This is a genomic window from Mycobacterium sp. FW102-FHT13B02, from assembly GCF_058790275.1.
In genome coordinates, this window is record NZ_JBYTCM010000035.1 from 1 (window position 1) to 19,005 (window position 19,005).

18 protein-coding genes and 3 pseudogenes are annotated in these 19,005 nt (G+C 66.2%); 6 read left to right on the plus strand and 15 right to left on the minus strand.

Annotation, left to right across the window (positions count from 1 at the left end; translation table 11 throughout):
• Positions 1-18: 18 nt before the first annotated feature.
• The gene (locus AC3WTE_RS30985; protein ID WP_492443338.1) at positions 19-675 is read left to right on the plus strand and encodes a DUF4344 domain-containing metallopeptidase; all 657 of its coding nucleotides are present in this window, start codon (positions 19-21) and stop codon (positions 673-675) included.
• Positions 676-1,292: 617 nt separating this feature from the next.
• On the plus strand, positions 1,293-1,817 hold the full coding sequence (locus AC3WTE_RS30990) for a lipoprotein LppJ family protein (RefSeq protein WP_492443340.1): 525 nt from the start codon (positions 1,293-1,295) through the stop codon (positions 1,815-1,817).
• 61 nt (positions 1,818-1,878) lie between these two features.
• Here the strand turns inward: AC3WTE_RS30990 and AC3WTE_RS30995 are convergent, their stop codons facing one another.
• The 15 genes and pseudogenes from AC3WTE_RS30995 to AC3WTE_RS31065 all read right to left on the minus strand — a co-directional run bounded on the left by AC3WTE_RS30995 (position 1,879) and on the right by AC3WTE_RS31065 (position 14,898).
• Positions 1,879-2,019 carry a hypothetical protein gene (locus AC3WTE_RS30995; protein ID WP_492443341.1) on the minus strand — a complete coding sequence of 47 codons (141 nt, stop codon included), beginning with the start codon at positions 2,017-2,019 and terminating at the stop codon, positions 1,879-1,881.
• Positions 2,020-2,100: 81 nt separating this feature from the next.
• Positions 2,101-2,208, minus strand: a pseudogene (locus AC3WTE_RS31000) (CAP domain-containing protein); the annotation flags it as partial.
• Positions 2,209-2,280: 72 nt separating this feature from the next.
• Positions 2,281-2,763, minus strand: a pseudogene (locus AC3WTE_RS31005) (CAP domain-containing protein); the annotation flags it as partial.
• Between the two features lie 16 nt (positions 2,764-2,779).
• Positions 2,780-2,914, minus strand: a pseudogene (locus AC3WTE_RS31010) (DUF732 domain-containing protein); the annotation flags it as partial.
• Between the two features lie 414 nt (positions 2,915-3,328).
• Positions 3,329-3,745, minus strand: a complete 417-nt coding sequence (locus AC3WTE_RS31015; protein ID WP_492443342.1) for a nuclear transport factor 2 family protein — start codon at positions 3,743-3,745, stop codon at positions 3,329-3,331.
• 118 nt (positions 3,746-3,863) lie between these two features.
• Positions 3,864-4,688: an SDR family NAD(P)-dependent oxidoreductase gene (locus tag AC3WTE_RS31020; RefSeq protein ID WP_492443343.1), complete on the minus strand. Its 825-nt coding sequence runs from the start codon at positions 4,686-4,688 to the stop codon at positions 3,864-3,866.
• Between the two features lie 39 nt (positions 4,689-4,727).
• On the minus strand, positions 4,728-5,888 hold the full coding sequence (locus AC3WTE_RS31025) for an acyl-CoA dehydrogenase family protein (protein WP_492443344.1): 1,161 nt from the start codon (positions 5,886-5,888) through the stop codon (positions 4,728-4,730).
• Positions 5,889-5,927: 39 nt separating this feature from the next.
• Positions 5,928-6,182, minus strand: coding sequence for a hypothetical protein (locus tag AC3WTE_RS31030; RefSeq protein ID WP_492443346.1), 255 nt, complete (start codon positions 6,180-6,182; stop codon positions 5,928-5,930).
• A complete protein-coding gene (locus AC3WTE_RS31035; RefSeq protein WP_492443347.1) occupies positions 6,182-6,433 on the minus strand; it encodes a hypothetical protein in 252 nt (83 codons plus the stop codon). Before AC3WTE_RS31035 ends, AC3WTE_RS31030 begins: the two co-directional genes overlap by 1 nt.
• 102 nt (positions 6,434-6,535) lie before the next feature.
• On the minus strand, positions 6,536-7,600 hold the full coding sequence (locus tag AC3WTE_RS31040) for a zinc-binding dehydrogenase (RefSeq protein ID WP_492443348.1): 1,065 nt from the start codon (positions 7,598-7,600) through the stop codon (positions 6,536-6,538).
• On the minus strand, positions 7,601-7,894 hold the full coding sequence (locus AC3WTE_RS31045) for a DUF1330 domain-containing protein (RefSeq protein ID WP_492443349.1): 294 nt from the start codon (positions 7,892-7,894) through the stop codon (positions 7,601-7,603).
• The gene (locus tag AC3WTE_RS31050; RefSeq protein WP_492443351.1) at positions 7,894-9,936 is read right to left on the minus strand and encodes a hydantoinase B/oxoprolinase family protein; all 2,043 of its coding nucleotides are present in this window, start codon (positions 9,934-9,936) and stop codon (positions 7,894-7,896) included. The genes AC3WTE_RS31045 and AC3WTE_RS31050 overlap by 1 nt, the downstream gene beginning before the upstream one ends.
• Complete coding sequence (locus AC3WTE_RS31055) at positions 9,936-12,050, minus strand: hydantoinase/oxoprolinase family protein (RefSeq protein WP_492443352.1); 2,115 nt, start codon at positions 12,048-12,050, stop codon at positions 9,936-9,938. Before AC3WTE_RS31055 ends, AC3WTE_RS31050 begins: the two co-directional genes overlap by 1 nt.
• A gap of 82 nt (positions 12,051-12,132) precedes the next feature.
• Complete coding sequence (locus tag AC3WTE_RS31060; RefSeq protein ID WP_492443354.1) at positions 12,133-13,290, minus strand: acyl-CoA dehydrogenase family protein; 1,158 nt, start codon at positions 13,288-13,290, stop codon at positions 12,133-12,135.
• 39 nt (positions 13,291-13,329) lie between these two features.
• Positions 13,330-14,898: an AMP-binding protein gene (locus AC3WTE_RS31065; protein ID WP_492443356.1), complete on the minus strand. Its 1,569-nt coding sequence runs from the start codon at positions 14,896-14,898 to the stop codon at positions 13,330-13,332.
• A gap of 147 nt (positions 14,899-15,045) precedes the next feature.
• Between AC3WTE_RS31065 and AC3WTE_RS31070 the strand changes: the two genes are divergently transcribed.
• From AC3WTE_RS31070 to AC3WTE_RS31085, 4 genes are read left to right on the plus strand one after another with little or no spacing between them, the layout of a single operon-like run.
• Complete coding sequence (locus tag AC3WTE_RS31070) at positions 15,046-16,230, plus strand: thiolase family protein (protein ID WP_492443357.1); 1,185 nt, start codon at positions 15,046-15,048, stop codon at positions 16,228-16,230.
• Between the two features lie 2 nt (positions 16,231-16,232).
• The gene (locus tag AC3WTE_RS31075; protein WP_492443359.1) at positions 16,233-17,042 is read left to right on the plus strand and encodes an enoyl-CoA hydratase/isomerase family protein; all 810 of its coding nucleotides are present in this window, start codon (positions 16,233-16,235) and stop codon (positions 17,040-17,042) included.
• 16 nt (positions 17,043-17,058) lie between these two features.
• Complete coding sequence (locus AC3WTE_RS31080) at positions 17,059-17,853, plus strand: SDR family NAD(P)-dependent oxidoreductase (RefSeq protein ID WP_492443360.1); 795 nt, start codon at positions 17,059-17,061, stop codon at positions 17,851-17,853.
• Positions 17,850-19,004 carry a CaiB/BaiF CoA transferase family protein gene (locus AC3WTE_RS31085; protein ID WP_492443362.1) on the plus strand — a complete coding sequence of 385 codons (1,155 nt, stop codon included), beginning with the start codon at positions 17,850-17,852 and terminating at the stop codon, positions 19,002-19,004. The genes AC3WTE_RS31080 and AC3WTE_RS31085 overlap by 4 nt, the downstream gene beginning before the upstream one ends.
• Position 19,005: the final 1 nt, after the last annotated feature.

Genomic DNA, 19,005 nt, shown 5'->3' on the forward strand with positions numbered 1-19,005 from the left:
ATCACCCATCCAATCTGATTGGGTGGCCTACTTTTCAGCCGTCGCGACTGGCCGGATTTTCAACCGTCGTTAACAGACATCAACCGCAACCTGAAATCACCCTTCAACATCACGCTCAAAGGGGCCCAGTGCGACACCGCAAACGATTTTTGGAGCCCGGACGACAAGAGCATCACCATGTGCTTTGAGGATGTGACGCATGCCGTGCAGAGCTTTACCGAACTCGGCGATCAGGACCCGCAAAAATCGGCGTTCAGCACCGCGATGGAAGCCTTCTACCACGAGGCCGGGCACATGATGATCAGCATCTACGACCTACCCGCAACAGGGCGCGAGGAAGACGTCGCCGACCAAGCATCGACCTACATGATGTTTCGTCGCGATAGCCAGGGGAAGATCGACCCCGAGTCGATCAACGCCATCAAGGACACCGCTCGACTGTATGCAGCCGGCGCAGATAATGAGCTAGACAGCAGCACCCTGGCTGATGTGCATTCTCCGGACAAAGTACGGGTATACAACTTCGAATGCTGGGCCTACGGAGCCGACCCCAGCCAAAGCGCTGACCTTGTCGATAGCGGTGAGTTGCCACGGGATCGGGCTGACGGATGCGAGGCGGAATACCAACAGCTAGAGAAAGCATGGAGCACCCTTCTCACGCCCTACCTCAAATAGCGTCCACAAAGACTTCTCCGGGGGTGTGCTGTGCCCTCGATCAAAACGACGTGGCGGCGGCCAGCCTCGCCTCGAGATCGGCTCTGCTCCGGCGTGCCAGTAGGCCCCGTCGTAGTCGATGCCGATCGGCAGGTCTAGAGGGGACACGAATGTCAGCCGAGTGAAACAATGCCAACCGGATGTCCCCACGGGGATGCCCCGGAACGGATATGGCACGCGACGCCACGACTTCCACCTCAACCCCGGCGGGCATGTCCATGTTCGACGGACCCGATCACCGCCCTGAGCGGCAACGGCCAAGCGCACTTACCAGGCACGGGCATCACGGTCGCGCTCGGGGCCGATCCGCCAGTGGGCGGATTCGGGTCGACGAGGTTCAAAGCCGAAGTGCCCGGGTTCACCGTGAATGACCACAGCCACTACTACGATCGCGGGACCGGACCGAATCGCTGTTCTCAGCATCGGGGACATCGCCTCCGGGCACGGAGATGCGTTTGGAGCACGACGGCATGACCGCATCGCACCGGATGCACGTGCCCTCGTCCATCCCCGGGTCTACCGTCGACCGATTTCGATCCCGAGTTGTACCGACCACCGACGAGCGGGCATGAGGACAAATGGACGAATTCGACACCGTGAACCGTGTCCCACGTGCAGTGACCCTTATTGCGGCGGCAACCCTACTGGCAGGATGTGACACAGTGAATTCACTCGTCAACGGCGTGACCAACCCGATGACACCGGAACAGTCCCGGCGCCAAGTTGTCGACGCTGCAACCGAGGTCAGCCGCCTGATCGCCAAACCCATTGAGTCGGCGTACTTCTGGCACGAGTCGTGCAGCGACGGAGACGAAGGACCGTTCCGTGGCGTCACCAGAATCTCCTATCAACCGCCCGCCGATCCCCACGCCGCGGCGGCCGCGTTCGACGACATGACTCAGCGCCTTCAGCATGGTGGATGGGCGCCGGACAGTGACTTCATAAGCCACGCAACCACATTGAAAAAGGGTGGTGTGGATGCTTCCCTGTCGCCGGCGGATGCCAGCGTCCCCTTGGAGTCGGTAGAACTCTACGGTGAGTGCCGCGACACGACGACCACCAAAGCCACCAAAGGCGACGTCGAGGGCCTCCAGCTTAGATAGCGTGGTGCAGTCATGAGGTGCTGGCCACGCACAATCGTCCGGCGCGGCTGGGCCGCCGCCCTCAAACGAGATCGAAATGGTGGCGGACCATCGCCGCGGTGGGCACTATCGACGTGTCGACACGGGCGGCGGCCTCACTGGTAGCGGAGTTCCACACCACCATCACCAGCACAACCAGCGCGAATACCTTGCGCAGCAACATGATCGCCGATCGCCTGACATGTTGTTTCCCGTCGGCTGGTGTCCATGGTCGGGGTTTTGGTTCAACGCCGGGCATGCTCTTCTACGCGGGTGGGTAGGCCGGCGGCGGGTTCACCCCGCGGAGAATCCATGGGAACCAGGTGAAGAAGTGCTCGATCTCGTCGCTGCCGTCGTAGTCGGGGCTCGGGTCGAAGCCGTTGTTGGTGCCGCCCTCTTTGTCGTCGCGGTGCGGCGGTTCGGGTAGCTGGCCGTAGACGGCGACGACGACGGTGCGGTCGGGGCTGTTCTCTGACCACACGCCCATCTGGTTGTTGGCGCAGTTGGACATGATCGCTTTGATGGCGGGGTCGTAGTACCACTGGTTGATCAGTTCGACTCCGCTGATCGCCAGCGCCGGGTTGGTGGCGACCGTCTGGGCTACCGGTCCGCCGTGGTAGCCCGCGTCCGTGGCCCGCGTCTGGGGTGTGGATCCGTCGGATCCGATGTCCCCGTCCAGGTCTCGGTTGGCCATCATGTCTTCGGCCTGGCGCTCGGCGGCCTGTTGCAGCTGTGGGTTGACGGCGATGTCGTTGGTGCACCCGCCCTGGTGCTGCACGGTGTACACGTTCGACACGACGGAGTCGTTGAGCCGCTTGTTGTTCGGGATGAGGGTGTTGCCGTTGTCCGCGTGCGCGAGCGGCGTGCAGAGCACGGTGCTCATGGGCACGACGGCCAACACGGACAGCATCCGTTGCCGACACCTCATGTTGAATTCCTTTGCATCAGGGATGGACACCCGGCGGCGACTGATAGTGCGCCGCGGAGTTTCGCAGCTGCCAGATCTGGGCGGGGCATAGTTCGTTGACGGCCTGCGAAATCAGGTACGACGCCTGATAGTCGTCGTCGCTGCTGAAATCGCTTCGTACATCGCTCATCACCCGGGTCCATACCCAGGGACCCGCCACTACACGGACCGAACCGGCGCCCGTCGTCGGCAATCGGTTGGTGCGCGGCTGCGCAGCGCCGCATCCATGGAGCTACCTTGGCTGATAGGTATTACTAACTCGCGTATCGGAACATGGATTCACACACCCGGAATTGGGTCAGTGCAGATTGATACGCCAATGGCGCGCTATCGAGGGGCGCCACGCCTGGCCTGTTTGTCGCTATGTATCACGCCGTCCGAGGCGCCCCGAGCGCGGCAAGTTGGCATCTTTGGCTGGCGGAGTCGACCCTAATCGCCGCCCGTCGGGGTTCTCCCGAGCCCGGCCGAAGGTGGCCTTCGCCGGTTTGTCGAAAGATGCAGGTGCAACTGCAGATTGCAGAACTATTCACGTCACAGGAGTGAGTTTCAGCACCGGAACACCAACGGCGGGTGCGAGGCGGTTTTGCACCTCGACTACGGCCGGCAACGGGCGCCATTGAATGGTCATTGAATTCACCTTGCCCTCCTCGTTGACAGTCATAACATCGACACCCTCGACCTCTGTTGTGCCCACGGTGAGCTTGAGTAGCGCGGCGAACTTATTTTCGCCCCACAGGACCTCACCCGGCACGAATTGGTCCACCACGCTGAGTAAATGAGTGATTACCCCCACAGCCCGCTCGCGCCCCACAAACGGGTCCGCGAATATTGGGCTCTTGAGAACGATTTCCTCCGAAAGGCTTTCGGCAACCTTCTGCATATCCCGGGCATGCATGCCCTCGAGCAATGCGGCGATACCTGCCGGAGTTTCCTTGTTTCCCATTCTGTCTCCTTCTCTTGTTTGGACCCGAGTCACGGGCGAATTGGAAGGCCGTCTGCACGCATCACGGCTGGACACGGCAACCGATAAATCGTGTCCCCTGCGCAGAGGCAAGAAAACTTCACGCTGGAGTCACCGTCGCTGCGTTGGACATTCGCAGATCAGCGGAGAAGCCGCCATCGACGGTCAAGGTAATCCCGGTGACCCATCGCGAACGCGGGCCGGCCAGATATAGGACCGCCTCGCCCACGTCCCATCCCGTGCCCTCGGTACGTAGCGGCAGCATCGCCGACCTCGCGACGCGGGCTTCCGCGGACAGGCCCTCGGCCTGGACCATCGGCGTGTACACCGGTCCGGGGGCGATGGCGTTGACCCTGATGCCTTCGGGGCCGTGCCGGCTAGCCATCGATCGGGTCAAGCTCAAAATCGCGCCCTTGGTCGTCGCATACGCCGGCCGCGGGTGGGTCAGCGACCCTGCCAGCGAGGACACGTTGACGATGGACCCGCTGCGCGCGGTGCGCATCGCGGGAATGCAGTACTTCGACATCAGCATCACCGAGGTCACGTTGACCCGAAAAAGGTTGTCCCATTCGATGGGATCGATATCGACCACCGAATCCGCCGGGCCTACGACGCCGACGTTGTTGACCAGAATGTCGATGCGTCCCCATGTCGCCATCGTTGATTCGACGATCCCGCGGCAGCCCGCCTCAGTCGACACGTCGGCGACGACCGAGAGGAATTGAGATCCGCTCTCGCGCAACAGTTCTTCGGTTCCTGTCAGCCTGTCCTGGTTCATGTCGACCAGAACCACTTTGGCGCCCGCGCGGGCGAGCAGCGCCGCGGCGGCGCGTCCGTTACCGATGCCCTGACCTTGGGCGCCCGCACCGGTGACGATGGCGACGCGTCCGTCAAGGTCATTGTCGTTGCCGTTGCGGTTGCTCATGGCTGCTCCTTCGTTGATCCAGTCCAGGGGTGGGCGTGCTCACGCGAGCAGCGACCGCGCCATCACCATTCGCTGAATCTGGTTGGTGCCCTCGTAAATCTGGGTGATCTTCGCGTCGCGCATGTAGCGCTCGACGGGAAAGTCGGCGGTGTAGCCGTAGCCGCCGAACAGTTGCACAGCGTCGGTGGTGACCTCCATCGCGACGTCGGAGGCGAAGCACTTCGACGCCGAGGCCAAAAAGCCCAAAGCGGGCTCGCCGCGCTCGGCGCGTGCTGCAGCGGTGTAGACCATGAGGCGGGCCGCCTCGATCTTCATGGCCATGTCGGCGAGCATGAACTGCACACCCTGGAAGTCGCTGATCGACTTCTTGAACTGCTTGCGCTCCTTGGTGTACGCGATCGCTGCGTCCAGGGCGCCTTGGGCGATGCCCACGGCCTGGGCGCCGATGGTGGGTCGGGTGTGTTCCAACGTGGTCAACGCGTTCTTGAAACCGGTGCCCGGCTCCCCGATGATCCGGTCACCGGGGATGCGGCAGTTCTCGAAGTACAGCTCGGTCGTCGGGGATCCGCGCAGGCCCATCTTGCGTTCCTTGGGACCGACGGTGAACCCCTCGTCATCGGCGTGCACGGCGAACGCGGAGATGCCGTTGGCGCCCTTATCGGGGTCGGTAACCGCCATGACGGTGTACCAGGTGGCCTTGCCGCCGTTGGAGATCCAGCACTTGGCGCCGTTGAGTATCCACCCGTCGCCGTCAGCGGTGGCGCAGGTGCGCATCGCGGCGGCGTCACTGCCGGCCTCGCGTTCGGACAGTCCGTAGGCGGCCATCGCCTCCCCCGAGGCCACGGCGGGAAAGACCTGCTTGCGCAGCTCCTCGGATCCGCGCAGCACGATCCCCATGGTGCCCAGCTTGTTGGCTACCGGAATCATCGACGATGAGGCGCACACCCTGGCCACCTCCTCGATGACGATGCAGCCGGCCACCGCGTCGGCCCCTTGACCGCCGTATTCCTCGGTGATGTGCACCGCCGACAGGTTCGCCGCGTTGAGCGCCGCCAGGGCTTCATCGGGGAAGCGTGCCTGTGCGTCGACGTCGGCTGCGTGGGGGGCGATCTCCCTCTCGCACAGGGCGCGAAGGACCGACCGCAGCTCGATGTGTGAGTCGGGTAGCGCGAACAAGTCGAACTCGGTAGTGCTAGGCACTGATCTGCTCCTCTGCAGGTGATGAAGCTTGATGGGCCGTCAGCTGGCGGCCGATGTGTGACTTAGCAACGGCGTGCTGTGGACCTCGTCGGGTCCGTGTGCGAAGCGCACCCCCTGGCTGCGGGCTGCTTCGCGCAACCGGGCCAGGGTCGGGGTGCGCGACCACGCCCACGGGTCGCTCAGTGCGTCGAGGTCGGCCCGGAACCGTTGCTCGGCGGGGTGGACGTGGTCGGACATGAACGCGCTCGACCGGGTTCGAAGGTCCTCGGTCGCGGTGTCTACGGCGAAGTCCATCAGTGATCCGTGGCGCGGGGGGTGAGTTCGCGGACACCGACCTGCAGCAGGGGTGCAACGGCGGCACCGACGGATGCGCAACGGTAGCCGACGGTGTCGTGCGCAGTGGACACCGAGGCCACAGCGGTGGCGGCGGCGGTACCACGGGCGTTGAACCAGCGGACGCCGGCCGCGGCGACCACCAGCAGCAGCGGCCATAGGCCGATGGCGAAAACGACGATGCCGTCGATTACGAAGTCCGCTGAAAACATGGGGTACTCCTTGAGTCGGTGAGATGTATTCAGCCCGTTGGTTTTTGACGTTGGATCAACGGCGAAAGCCGGTCACCACCGCGACGTTGCCGGTCAGCGCGGTCATGGTGTCCCCGCGCCCGGCCGGAGGGTGATCTTCCCGACGCTTGGGGCACGTTGGGCGAGCATTGCGTAGCCGGTGGCGGCTTCAGCCAACGGCAGCCGATCGGATACCACCACGGCCGGATCGAAGCGTCCGGCTGCGGTCAGCGCCAGCAGGGTCGGCAGTTCCCGTTGGGCCGAGCACAAACCCGCCGAGAACTGCAGCTCTTTGGTCTGCAAGGCCTGAAGACGCAACGGGAAGGCGTCGTTTTGGCTGACGCCGATGACACTGACCCGGCCGCCGTGGCGGGCCGCGCTGATGGCCAAGGCGATCGTCGCGTCCAGGCCAACTGCTTCGATGACGGCGTCGGCGCCTTCGCCCTTGGTGAGCTGGCGGATGTGCGCTTTGGGATCGGCGACGTCGACGGGCTCTGCCCCCGCCGCGACCGCCGCGGCGCGGCGGTGCTCGACGGGTTCGACGACCAGGACCCTGGCCGCGCCTTGTAGGAACGCCGATTGCACGGCCAGCTGACCGACCGGTCCAGCCCCGATGACGGCCACGATGTCACCGGGGCCCACGCCCGCGCGGCGGGCTCCGTACCACGCGGTGGGCGCGTTGTCGGTCAGCGCGAGCGCAGCGTCGTCGGACACCTCGGGCGCCACGGTGAACAGGTTGCGGTCGGCATGGGGCACGGCGACGAACTCGGCTTGACTGCCGGGCAACCGGTGGCTCATCCCGTAGCAGTACTCCTTCCAAGGCTGGCGGCGGTGCTCGCAGGCGGTGACGTGGCCCGCGGCACACGTTTGGCACAGCACGCACCCGACCGACGCCGCGACCAGCACCCGGTCGCCGATCGCGAATCGCGAGACGTGCGAACCGATGTCAACGACGACGCCAACCGCTTCGTGACCGAGGGTGTACCCGAGGTCGCCGCTGAACCCGTGGCCTTCGAAGATGTGCAGGTCGCTGCCACAGATACCTGCAGCAGCGACCTGCACCACCGCCCCGAGGTGATCCGGAGCAGTGGGATCGGGAACCTCCGTCACCTCGACGGTGCCCGGCCCCTGGTAGGTGGCCGCACGCACTCAGGCGTCCTGACCGAAGGTGACCGCGAATCGCACGGTGGAGGACTCCAGCCGGATGGGCTTGACCGAGGCGTATTCCTCACTGTCCCACCACTTCCGGAACTCCGCGTCATCGGGGAACTCCAGCAGGATCACACTGGTGGCGTCGAAGTCGCCCTCCTGGGGCTTGACGTTGTCGGTGACGGCGTGCACTTTGACGTCGAGCCCACTGATGATCTTGTAGTTGACCTTCGAGTAGTCCGCGTACCGCTGAGGGTCGTGCTTGTCCACCACCGCCAGGAAGTAGCACGACATCAGGAGACCCGAACATCAATGTCGGCGCTGATGAGGTCTCCGGTGTTCGGGTCGGCCCGCTCCACCAGGTCGATACCGTCCCGCGGCTGGCACCACTGGCCCAGTTCGGCCAGCCGCTGCCCGGCCTGGGTGCGCCGCACCGCGTATCCGTCCTCCTCCACCGGCCACGACCGTCGCTCAGCGCGGATGGCGTCGCGGCGGGCGGTGGTGGCCTCCGCGTCGAGTTCACCGCCGTCGGTGACGACCACGCCGTAGGCGGCCGACGCGGCGGCGCGGTCGATTTTGCCCGAGCGCAGATCGGCCACGACGTCATCAGCGTTGCGCTGCAACGGATCTCCATAGCCCGCTCCGCCGCCGGAGCGCATCCGCATGACGTCTCCAGGCATGACGGCGAAGCCGAACTGTTTGCCTTGAAGCAATTGCGGGGCGGCGGCGAAGTCGTCGACCGAGCGCGGGATCGTCCCGGCGGCCAGCGCCTCGTCGGCGCGTGCGCCGGCTACCAGCGTGAAGCCGCTCGTCGATCCGGGGTAGCCGCCGTTGGGTCCGGTAGGCGGCACCTGCCAGCAGGGGGTCATGACGTGCTGCTGGCCGCCGGTCGTGTACCAGGGGGTCCACGCCAGGTCCAGACCGTTGCCGCCGCGATGTTGGCCCGGGCCACCGGAGTTCCGGTGCAACGTGCGCCACAGGTAGAGGATCGGATAGGCGAGTTCGTTGATCTCGATGTCGGGCAGGCTGTTGGAGGGTTGGGCCAGCGCTCCGGAAACGTCCATGCCGTCGGCGACGGGCTGGGCGCCGCCGCCGCCGCTGCCGCCGTTCATGTCCGGGAACGGCACCAGTTCGCCGTCTTCGTTGGGTGCGTAGAAGAAGCCGGCGTTCCACGAGTCCTGCCACTGGGCCATCAGGTGCTCGCGCACGAATTTGCTGTCGCTGCGGCTCTGGATGGCCGCGAGCATCCTGGTGACGAGCCGGCCCAGTCGCAACCCGGTTTCCAGGTGCCCACCCGAGACCGGGGCGGGCATCTGGACGTCGCAGATGGTGCCGGGCTTGGTGATCACCTGAACGGGTCGCAATGTGCCCTGGTTGATGGGCAGATCTGGGAACAGCATGAACAGCGCCGGGCTGAACGCGCATCCGAGGGTGATGGCCGCTGAACAGTTGACGAAGCCGTCGGTCTGGGGTGCGGACTCACTGAAGTCCATGGTGAGGGTGCCGTCCTCGACGGTCATGGTGCACCGGATGGGGTAGATGTCGTCGGTGTGGCCGTTGTGTTCCTCGTAGTCCACGTCGGTGTAGACCCCGTTGGGTAGCTCGGCGATCCGGTTGCGGACCGCCTTCTCGGCTAGGTCCTTGGCGACCTCGACGTAGCGTTTGAACGCCGTGGTGCCGTAGTCGTCGATGAGGACCTGCAACCGGTCGTCGCAGCGGTTGCATGCCGCGATGAAGCACCGGATGTCGTTCATCACCACGTCGGGCACCCGAATGTTGGTCTCGATGATCCGCCAGATGTCGGCCACGGGGCGGCCCTGGTCGACGATCTTGACTCCGGGCAGGCGCAGCGCCTCACCGTAAGTCTCGGTGGCCATCGGGGCCATGCTGCCGGGGGCGAAACCGCCGAAGTCGTTGACATGGGCCTCGGCCCAGCACCACGCAACGAGTTCGTCGCGGTAGAAGATCGGCCGCACCACCCCGACATCGACCTGATGGGCGTTGCCGGTGGTGAACGGGTCGTTGCAGATGAACAGGTCACCGGGCCGGATTTGATCACGGGGCACGGTGGCCAGGATGTGCTTGACGGCCTGGCGGGCGGTGCCCATGTAGATGGTTATGTAGCCGGCGTAGCAGATGATGTCGCCGTCGGCGTCGGCGATGAACGTCGAGAAGTCCACTGCCTCGGCGATGACCGGGCTGCCCGAGGCGCGCATCATCACCACGCCCATTTCGTGTGCGACGTTCTCCAGTGCCTTGGAGAAGATCTCGATGGTCACCGGATCCACCGGGGACGCCGCCAGCGGGGTCGCGGGGTCCATGGTTTGCGTGCTCATTACGACGTCTCCTCGATGTGTTCTGCGGTGCGGTCGGTGAGGATGAAGTTGCCCCACTCGTCGATGCGGGCATCCCAGCCCGACGGGATCTGCAGTGTGGTCAGCGGATGCTCCAGGATCGCGGGGCCCTGGATCTGGTGACCGGCCTGTGCGGCGCGGGTGTCATAGACCCCCACCTCGGTTTCCTCGCCGAGCAGCGGAAGGAACACCCGACGGCGCCCCGTGGCGGCCAGTCGCTGCTCGGATTCTGGAACCAGTGGCGCCGGTGTCGGTTCCAGGGCGGCCACCCGGCCGGTGGCGGTGACGCGGACGGCGACCAGCACCACCGGGCTGCCGACCCAGGCGCTGCCCGACCCGTATTCGGCTTCATACAGCGTGCCGTAGCGGTTCTGGGCGTCTACCAGGTCGGCCTCGCTCAGGTCGCGGTCACGCGGCAGGGATACCGGCAGTTCCCACTGTTGGCCGGCGTACTTGAATTCGCCCTCCCACACCACATCGATGGCGTCGTCGGCGTACCCCGCCGCGCGCAGGGTGGCGACCAGTTCGTCGTCGAGTTGGCCCAGTGTCGCGGTGATGGCGCTGGCGTCACCGCCGCCCCACAGCGCCGATCGCGACCGGGTGCGGACGTCGTCGGTGTTGAGCAGGCCGGTGGCGGAGAACACCGCCGCGTCGGCAGGGATGATGACCTGGCGGATTCCGACCTCGCGGGCGATGTCGGCGGCGAAAATGCCCAGCGCACCACCGTAGGCGACCATGCTGAACGCGCGCGGGTCGTGGCCACGTTCGACGGTCACGGTGCGCACCGCGTTGCTCATGTTGGCCGTGACCATGCGGTAGACCGCCGCGGCGGCGTGCACGGCGTCGACGTCGAGCGGCTTTCCGATCTCGCGCTCCATGGCCTCGCGTGCCGGTTGCAGCGCCAGCTCGCGGCGACCACCAAGGAAGGCGCCGGGTTCGAGCAAGCCCAGCACCGCCGAGGCGTCGGTGACCGTCGGCACCACACCGCCCTTGCCGTAGCACACCGGGCCCGGCTCGGCCCCGGCGCTGTGCGGCCCGACCTGGGGGATGCCGCGGGCGTCGACCCAGGCGATGCTGCCGCCGCCCGCGCCGATGGGCAGCACGTCGATCTTGGGCAGCGCGGTGAGGAACTGGTCGCGCAACATGACCCGCTGGGTGACCAGCGGCTTGTTGCCCTGCAACACCGACACGTCGAAGGAGGTGCCGCCCATGTCGGCGGTGACGACGTTCTTGATGCCCAGCCGCTTGGCCAGTGACTGCGCCCCGATGACCCCGCCGGCGGGTCCGCTGTCGACCAGGGTGATCGGTCGTTCGCGGGCTTCCTCAGCGGTCAACGTTCCGCCGAAGCCCTGCATGAACCCGATGGGGACACGCAGCCCGCGTGCACCGAGTTCGCGTTCGATGCGACCGGTGTACTCCGCGACGCGGATGCCGGTGAAGGCGTTGAGCACCGTGGTCATCGTGCGCTCGTATTCACGGATCATCGGGTGCAGGCGTGAGGAGACGCTGACGAACAGCTCCGGGGCTTCCTCGGCTACCACCGCGGCGAGTCGCTCTTCGTGCTCGGGATTGGCGAAGCTCCACAGCAGGGAGATGGCGATGGCTTCGACGTCCATGTCGACCAGTCGCCGCACCGCGGCGCGGGCACCATCGTCGGTCAGGGGGACCACGACCGATCCCTTGCGGTCGATGCGCTCGGTGACCTCGATGACCCGTTCACGGGGAACGATCTGCGGGAGGTTGAGCTGACGGTGGTGATCGCGGTCGGCGCTACGTGCCGACCGCGCGATCAGCAGGTTGTCCCCAAAGCCCTGGGTGGTGATCAGTCCGACGCGGGCACCTTTGAGTTCGGCGATCGAATTGGTCACCGCCGTGGTCCCGTTGACGAATCGGGTGGTGTCGGGCAGCACCTGATCCAGCGGCTTGCCGATGCGTTGGGCCAGGTTCTCCAGCGCGGCGATCAGTCCGACGCTGAGGTCGTGCGGGGTGGTGTCGGACTTGTCGGAGTAGACCGCACCCCGGCTGTCCACCGCGGTCACGTCGGTGAACGTCCCGCCGATGTCGCAGCCGATCTGGTACTGAACGTGCTCGGTCATCGTTGTTTCCTGTCTTCTCGAATAGTGCTTGGGCACAATGGATTTGCTGCACCATGCAACCTGTCGGGTCGCCTCACGTGGGTCATCCGCTGACCGCGTCGCGGCCGATGACGCCGCGGGCGATGATCATCTTCTGGATTTGCGGCGTGCCGTCGCCGATCTGGTATCCGGAGACGTCGCGCAGCATTGCTTGCAGCGGCATCTCGTCGGACCAGCCGACCTGTCCGTGCAGCACCACTGATTCCTGGATCGCGTTGAAGGCGACCTTGGGTGCCCACCACTTGAGCATGGCCGCCTCCTTGGTGTGGGGCTGGCCCGCGGCTCGTAGCCCCAAGGTGTGGTAGGCCAACGTCCGCACGGCGGTGAGATAGGTGGTGTGTTCTGCGATGGCGAAGGACACGCCTTGATGAGCGGCCAGGGGTTTGCCGAAGGTGCGGCGGTCCTTGGCATAGGCAGTGGCCATGTCTAGGGCCCGCTGCGCGGTTCCCACGCACAGCAGTCCGATCAGGGTTCGGCTCAGATCGAATTCGGCCATGATGTCGGCGAATCCGGCGCCAGGGGTACTGATCACGTGGTCGTCGGCGACGAACACGTCGTCCATGGTGACCGAACCGCGACCCAGCGGTTTGAAACCGGGATCGTCGAAGCTCTGCGAGGACACACCGCGTGAGGTCATGTCGACCAGGAAGCAGCCAATTCCCTTGGTGCCCTTGGCCGCATCGGTTTGGGCGAGCACGACGGCGATGTCGGCGTGGGGCGCCTGGGTCACGGAGGTCTTCTCACCGGTGAGGCGCCACCCGCCGGCGACTCGGACGGCCTTGGTGCTCATCGCGCCGGCGTCGGACCCGGCACCGGGCTCGGTGACCGCCCAGCATCCCAGCGCATCACCGCGCCCCACCGCATCCGCCCACACGGCGACCGCAGGAGAGGGATGCTCGGCCAACAGGGTCACCAAGCTGTTGGTGCTGAACAGGATGTAGCCCATGTTCGGGTCGGCGTAGGCGATCTCCTCGCACGCCAAGCCCACGGCGAGCAGGTCGGCTCCTTGACCACCGAGGTCCTCCGATAACGACAGGGTCGTCAGGTTGGCCTGAGCGAGCTGCTTGAGTTCGGCGTACGGGAATTCGGTGCCATCAGCGCGCGGCAGGTAGGTGTCGAGAAACTCGCGGCGGGCGAGCTTGCGGACCTCCCGCTGGAAGGCGAGATGGTCCTCGTCGAGGGTGAACGGGGTGGTCGACACAGAGTTGTCCTTTGCTATGAGAATGAAAGGTGTTGCGGTTCAGTTGACCTGGCGGCCCTGGTGGGCCCAGTGCGCGGCGCGCAGTGACTTCTTGTCGACTTTGCCGACCGCGGTCATCGGTAGGTCGGGGACGATCTCGAGCCGCTTCGGTGTCTGGTGGGGTCCCTTTCGGGCACGCACCGTGGCCGTCAGTTCGGCTGCGTCGATGGTGGCCCCTGGGCGGGCGACGACGAAGGCGGCGATTGCCTCGCCCCACTTGTCGTCGGGTACGCCGATAACCGCGACGGCCGAGACGTCTTGGTGCGCGGCGATGACGTCTTCGACTTCTTTGGCAAAGACGTTGAAGCCGCCGGTGACGATCATGTCCTTCTTCCTGTCGACGAGGTAGAAGAAGCCGTCGTCGTCGGTTCTTGCCATATCCCCGGTGTGCAGCCAGCCGTCGCGCAGGGCGTCGGCGGTTTCCTCGGGTCGCTTCCAGTAGCCGTTCATGACGGTGCGTGAGCGCACGGCGATCTCGCCGACCTGCCCGTCGGCGACGGGGAACCCCGCGTCGTCGAGGAGTTGGACCGCCACACCGGGCACCGGGCGACCGCAGGAGGCCAGCAGTTCCGGTCGGCCGATGGGGTCGTGTTCGTCCTTGCGCAGACTGGTGGTCATGCCCACGCACTCGGTTTGTCCGTAGACCTGCATGACGATGGGACCGAAGACGTCTTGGGTCTCTTTGATGCGGGCCGCCGACATCGGTGCCGCCCCGTAGACCAAGGTTTCCAACGAGGAGGTGTCCACCGAGGTGGGGTCGGTGTTGTCGAGCAGGGTGTAGAGCATCGTCGGCACGAGGAACGTGTAGTTGATGCGTTCCGCGGCGATGGTGCGCAGCCAGGCCTGCGGATCGAATCCCTGCTGCAGCACCACCGTTCCGCCGCGAACCAAGGTGGGCAGCAACGGCAGGACCGCGGCGTGGGTGATAGGCGATGACGCCAGGTAGCGGGGTGTCTCCGGTAGTCCCCACGCGGCGGTGAGGCTCTGGACCTCCTGAACCAGGGCGCGGTGAGACAACATGGCGCCCTTGGGCCGGCCGGTCGTGCCGCCGGTGTACTGCAGCCAGCCGACCTCTTCTTCGTCGACGGCCAGGGCCCGCAATCGGCCGGGTTCGGCGGCGGCGGTGAGGTCGAGCAGGTTCGGAAAGCCGTCGCAGGCTCCGATGGTCAGGACATGGCGGACCGAGGCCGCCTTCTCGGCGATGGCCGCCGCGGTGTCGGCGAACTTGGGATGCACGACCAGCAGTTCGATTTCGGCGTCGTCGCACAGGAAGACGTGGTCGTCAACCGAGCCCATCGGATGCAGGCCGCTGTAGCGGGCGCCGGAAAGGAACGTCGCGGCTTGGGTCATGAAGACTTCCGGGGCGTTGGGGCTGAGCACCCCGACGCCGCATCCGCGGCGTATCCCGAGGTCGTGCATGACCCGCAGGATGCGCGCGGTGATGTCGGCGGTCTCGGCGTACGTCACGCGGCGGTCGCCCAGGACGAAGGCTTCCCGGGTGGGGTACCGGGTCAGCGCCTCGACGATGAGGCTGCCGTAGTTCGGCCCCGTAGCCGCTGACGTGCTCACAGTTCACTCCTTTGTGGTGGGTGACGCAGGGCATCACGCCCTTGTCGGTGTGATGCGCATCTCCGTCAAATCCAATCTTGACTTATCAGTTAGTATTCTGCAAGTGTCAATCTCGTCGGATCGCAAAGCGGCAGTTCGGAGGATGAAATGGATACAGTGAGCATCATCGGCGTGGGCATCACGTCGTTCGGGAAATTTCCCGACCGGTCTCTACGCGACTTGGCAGCGCCGGCGATCACAGAGGCCCTCGACGACGCCGCGGTGAGCGAAGCTGACGTCGACCTGGTCATCCACGCCAACGCTGTCGGCGGGTTGGTGACCGGGCAGGAGATGACCCGCGGGCAGGTGGTCGTCTCGGACACCGGGCTGGTGGGCAAACCCCTGATCAACATCGAAAACGCCTGTGCCAGCAGCTCGTCGGCGCTGCACGTGGCCAAGGCGGCCATCCTCTCGGGCATGTACCGCACCGTGTTGGTGGTGGGCAACGAGAAGATGAGCGGCCGCAGCACCCGCACCGTGCTCGACGCGCTGGCATCGGCGGCCGACGTCGATCGCATCGAGCACTACAGCCGGGAACTGACCGGACGCGAGGGCGCCGCCGAGTCCTTCTTCATGGAGGTCTACGCCCAGGAAACCCGCGACTACATGGCGCGTACCGGGGCCACCGCCCACGACTTCGCAGTAATCGCCGCCAAGAACTCCGCCCACGCCGCCCTCAATCCGCACGCGCAGTACCGCACCGCGCGCACCCCCGAGGAAGTGCTGGCGAGTCGGATGATCGCCGATCCGTTGACGATGTTGATGTGCTCACCGGTCGCCGACGGCGCGGCGGCGCTCGTCGTGCGCGCAACCGCCGACGCCCCGTCCCCCGACGCCGTACAGGTACGCGCATCGGTGCTACGCACCGGAATTCCCGGCGGCGGCACCGCAACACTGGAACGGCGCACCGCCCAAGCGGCCTACGAACAGGCCGGTTTCGGACCAGAGGACCTCGACGTCGTCGAACTGCACGACGCGGCGTCACCCAACGAACTCATCGTCTACGAAGAACTCGGGCTGTGCGCGCCGGGCGAGGGACCGAAACTGGCCCGCAGCGGCGCGACCCGCCTGGGTGGCGACCTCCCGGTCAACACCAGCGGTGGACTGGTGTCCAAGGGGCACCCCGTCGGCGCCACCGGCGCGGCGCAAATCGTCGAACTGGTCACCCAATTGCGCGGGCGTGCCGGCCAGCGACAAGTCCCCGGCGCCCGCCGGGGCCTCGCAGAGAACGCTGGCGGCTACAGCCACCCGGAGGCAGCCGCCTGCGCCATCACCATCTTGAGCAAGGACTGACCATGACCGACGCCGATGACGCTGTCCTGATCGACCACCGCGACGGTGCCCTATGGCTGCGCTTGAACCGGCCCGACGCCATGAACGGGCTCAACCAAGAACTCCTCGACGGGCTGCACCGCGGCCTGGACCGCGCCGCCGCCGACCCCGACGTCCGGTGCCTGGTCATCGGCGCGGTGGGCCGGGCCTTTTGCGCCGGGGCCGACCTGGCCTACGCCCAGTCCCTGGCGGCCCAACCGCACGTCGCCGGCCGCTACAGCGCCGGTCAACTCTTCCTGCGCCGGGTCCGCGACTTGTTCGACCGGCTCGAGGCCCTCGACAAGCCAACGATCGCCGCCATCCAGGGCATCACCGTGGGGGGCGGCCTGGAACTGGTGCTGTGTTGCGACTTGGCGGTGGCCGCGCGCTCGGCACGCATCGGTGACGGTCACGCCAACTACGCCCAGATCCCCGGCGGCGGGGCCTCGGTGCGCCTCACCCGCCGGCTCGGACTATCCCGCGCCAAGTTCCTCATGTTCACCGGCCAGCTCCATCCCGCCGAATGGTATGCGGGCACCGATCTACTCACCGCGGTAGTCGACGACGACCAACTCGAACCGGAGATCGCGGCCATCGCCGCCGATATCGCCAGCAAGAGCCCGGTGGGGCTGGCGCGCATGAAGATGCTCGCCAACGACGGCCTCCGGGTGCCCCCCGAGGTCGGTCTGACGATGGAACTCGAGCAATCCGCACTACACGAAACCTCAGCCGATTGGCACGAGGGCATCGCGGCGTTCAGCGAGAAGCGCACGCCGAAATACGTTGGCAGATAGGGACGAAGGACAGATCATGGTGGACGAGAACTTTCTGGATTTGACCGGACGGGTGGTGCTGGTCACGGGCGCAGGCCAAGGCGTCGGGCGCGCGGTGGCACACCAATGCGCCCATCAGGGCGCCACGGTCGTGGTCAACGACTTCCACGAGGACCGCGCCAAGTCCGTTGCCTCGGAGATCGACGCCAGCGGCGGCAGCGCGCTCGCCGTGCAGTGCGACGTCACCGACTTCGATGAGGTCCAGGCGATGGTGGCCCGCCTGTCCGCGGACCTGGGCACGGTGGACGTACTGGTCAACAACGCGGGCAACGCCGGCCCAGCCGAAGACCCCATGGCGCCCGCGCCGCCGTTCTGGGAGACCGGACCCCAACAGTGGCAGTCGTGGATCGGAACCAACTTCTTCGGCGTGCTCAACGTATCGCGCGCGGTGTTGCCCGACATGGTCACCAAGAACTACGGGCGCATCATCACCGTCATCTCCGACGCCGGCCGCATCGGGGAACCCAACCTCGTCGTCTACGGCGGTGCGAAAGCAGGCGCCGCCGGTTTCTCCCGCGGCCTGGCCAAAGCCGTCGGCCGTCACGGCATCACCGTCAACTGCGTCGCCCTCTCCGGGGTCAACACCCCCGGCGTGGCGACGGCCCTCGATGACCCCGCGGCCGCCACGAAGGCGCTGCGCTCCTATGTCATCAGGCGCTTCGGAGAGCCCGACGACCCGGCCCGCCTGGTGCTGTTCCTGGCCTCCGCCGCCGGGGAGTGGATCACCGGACAGACCTACCCAGTCAACGGCGGCTACGCCGTATCCGCATGAGTAGCCCCACCGCTCCCCTGGCCGGAATTCGGGTCATCAGTTTGGCCGAGCAGTTTCCCGGCCCCTTCGCCACCCTGCTGCTCGGCGACCTCGGCGCCGACGTGATCCAAATTGAGCGGCCCCGCGGCGGTGATCCGTCCCGGGCCTTCCCGGGCCTGTATCAGGCACTCAACCGCGGAAAACGCTCCGCGGCACTGGATCTCAAGGATCCCGAGGCGCTGGCGGCGTGCCGGGCACTTATCGCTACCGCAGACGTCGTGCTGGAGGGCTTTCGCCCCGGTGTGCTCGGCCGCCTCGGCCTGGGCCACGACCAGTTGGCTCAGGACAACCCGGCGCTGGTGTACGTCTCGGTCTCGGGCTTTGGCCAGAGCGGTCCGCTGCGCGACCTGCCCGCCCACGACCTGACCTTCCAAGCGCTCGCCGGGCTGCTCGACGCCACCGAACCGCGCATCCCCCACCTGGCGCTGGCCGATCTGTTCGGCGGCATGTTCACCGCGTTCGCCGCCGTGACCGGCGCGCTCGCCGCCCGCACCACCGGCCGCGGCGGCTACTACGACGTGGCCATGTTCGACACCCTGCTCACCGTCGCGGCAACCAAACTCGTACCCCAAGCCAACGCGTTGCCCGCCGACACCTTGGGCCTAGACCCCGGCTACGGATTGTTCGCCGCCGCCGACGGCACATGGGTGTCGCTGAGCATCGCCTTCGAAGACCACTTCTGGGCCGCGCTGTGCCTCGCACTGGACATGCCCGACGCTCACGGCTTGTCCGGGTCACAACGCATCGAACGGCGTGATGCCCTGCACGCCGACATCGCCCAGCGAATCGCCACCAAGCCCGCCGATCACTGGGACGTCGTGCTGGCCGGCTCGGGGATCCCGTACGGGCGACTCAACACAACCGAAGACCTGCTGGCCGACCCGCACGTCGCGCTGCGTCAGATGCTTCAAGCGATCCCCACCCCTGACGGGCAGCAGACCTTCGTACGCCAACCGCTGCTCGTCGATGGCGTCGCGCACGGCCCGCGTCGAGGTGTGCCCCGGCTCGGCGAGCACACCGCGGAACTCCTCGCCGACGCTGGGGTCGAGCCGGCGGTGGTCGACCGATTAGTTGCGTCGTTACGCAAATCGGCCCCCAGCACGATATATTGAC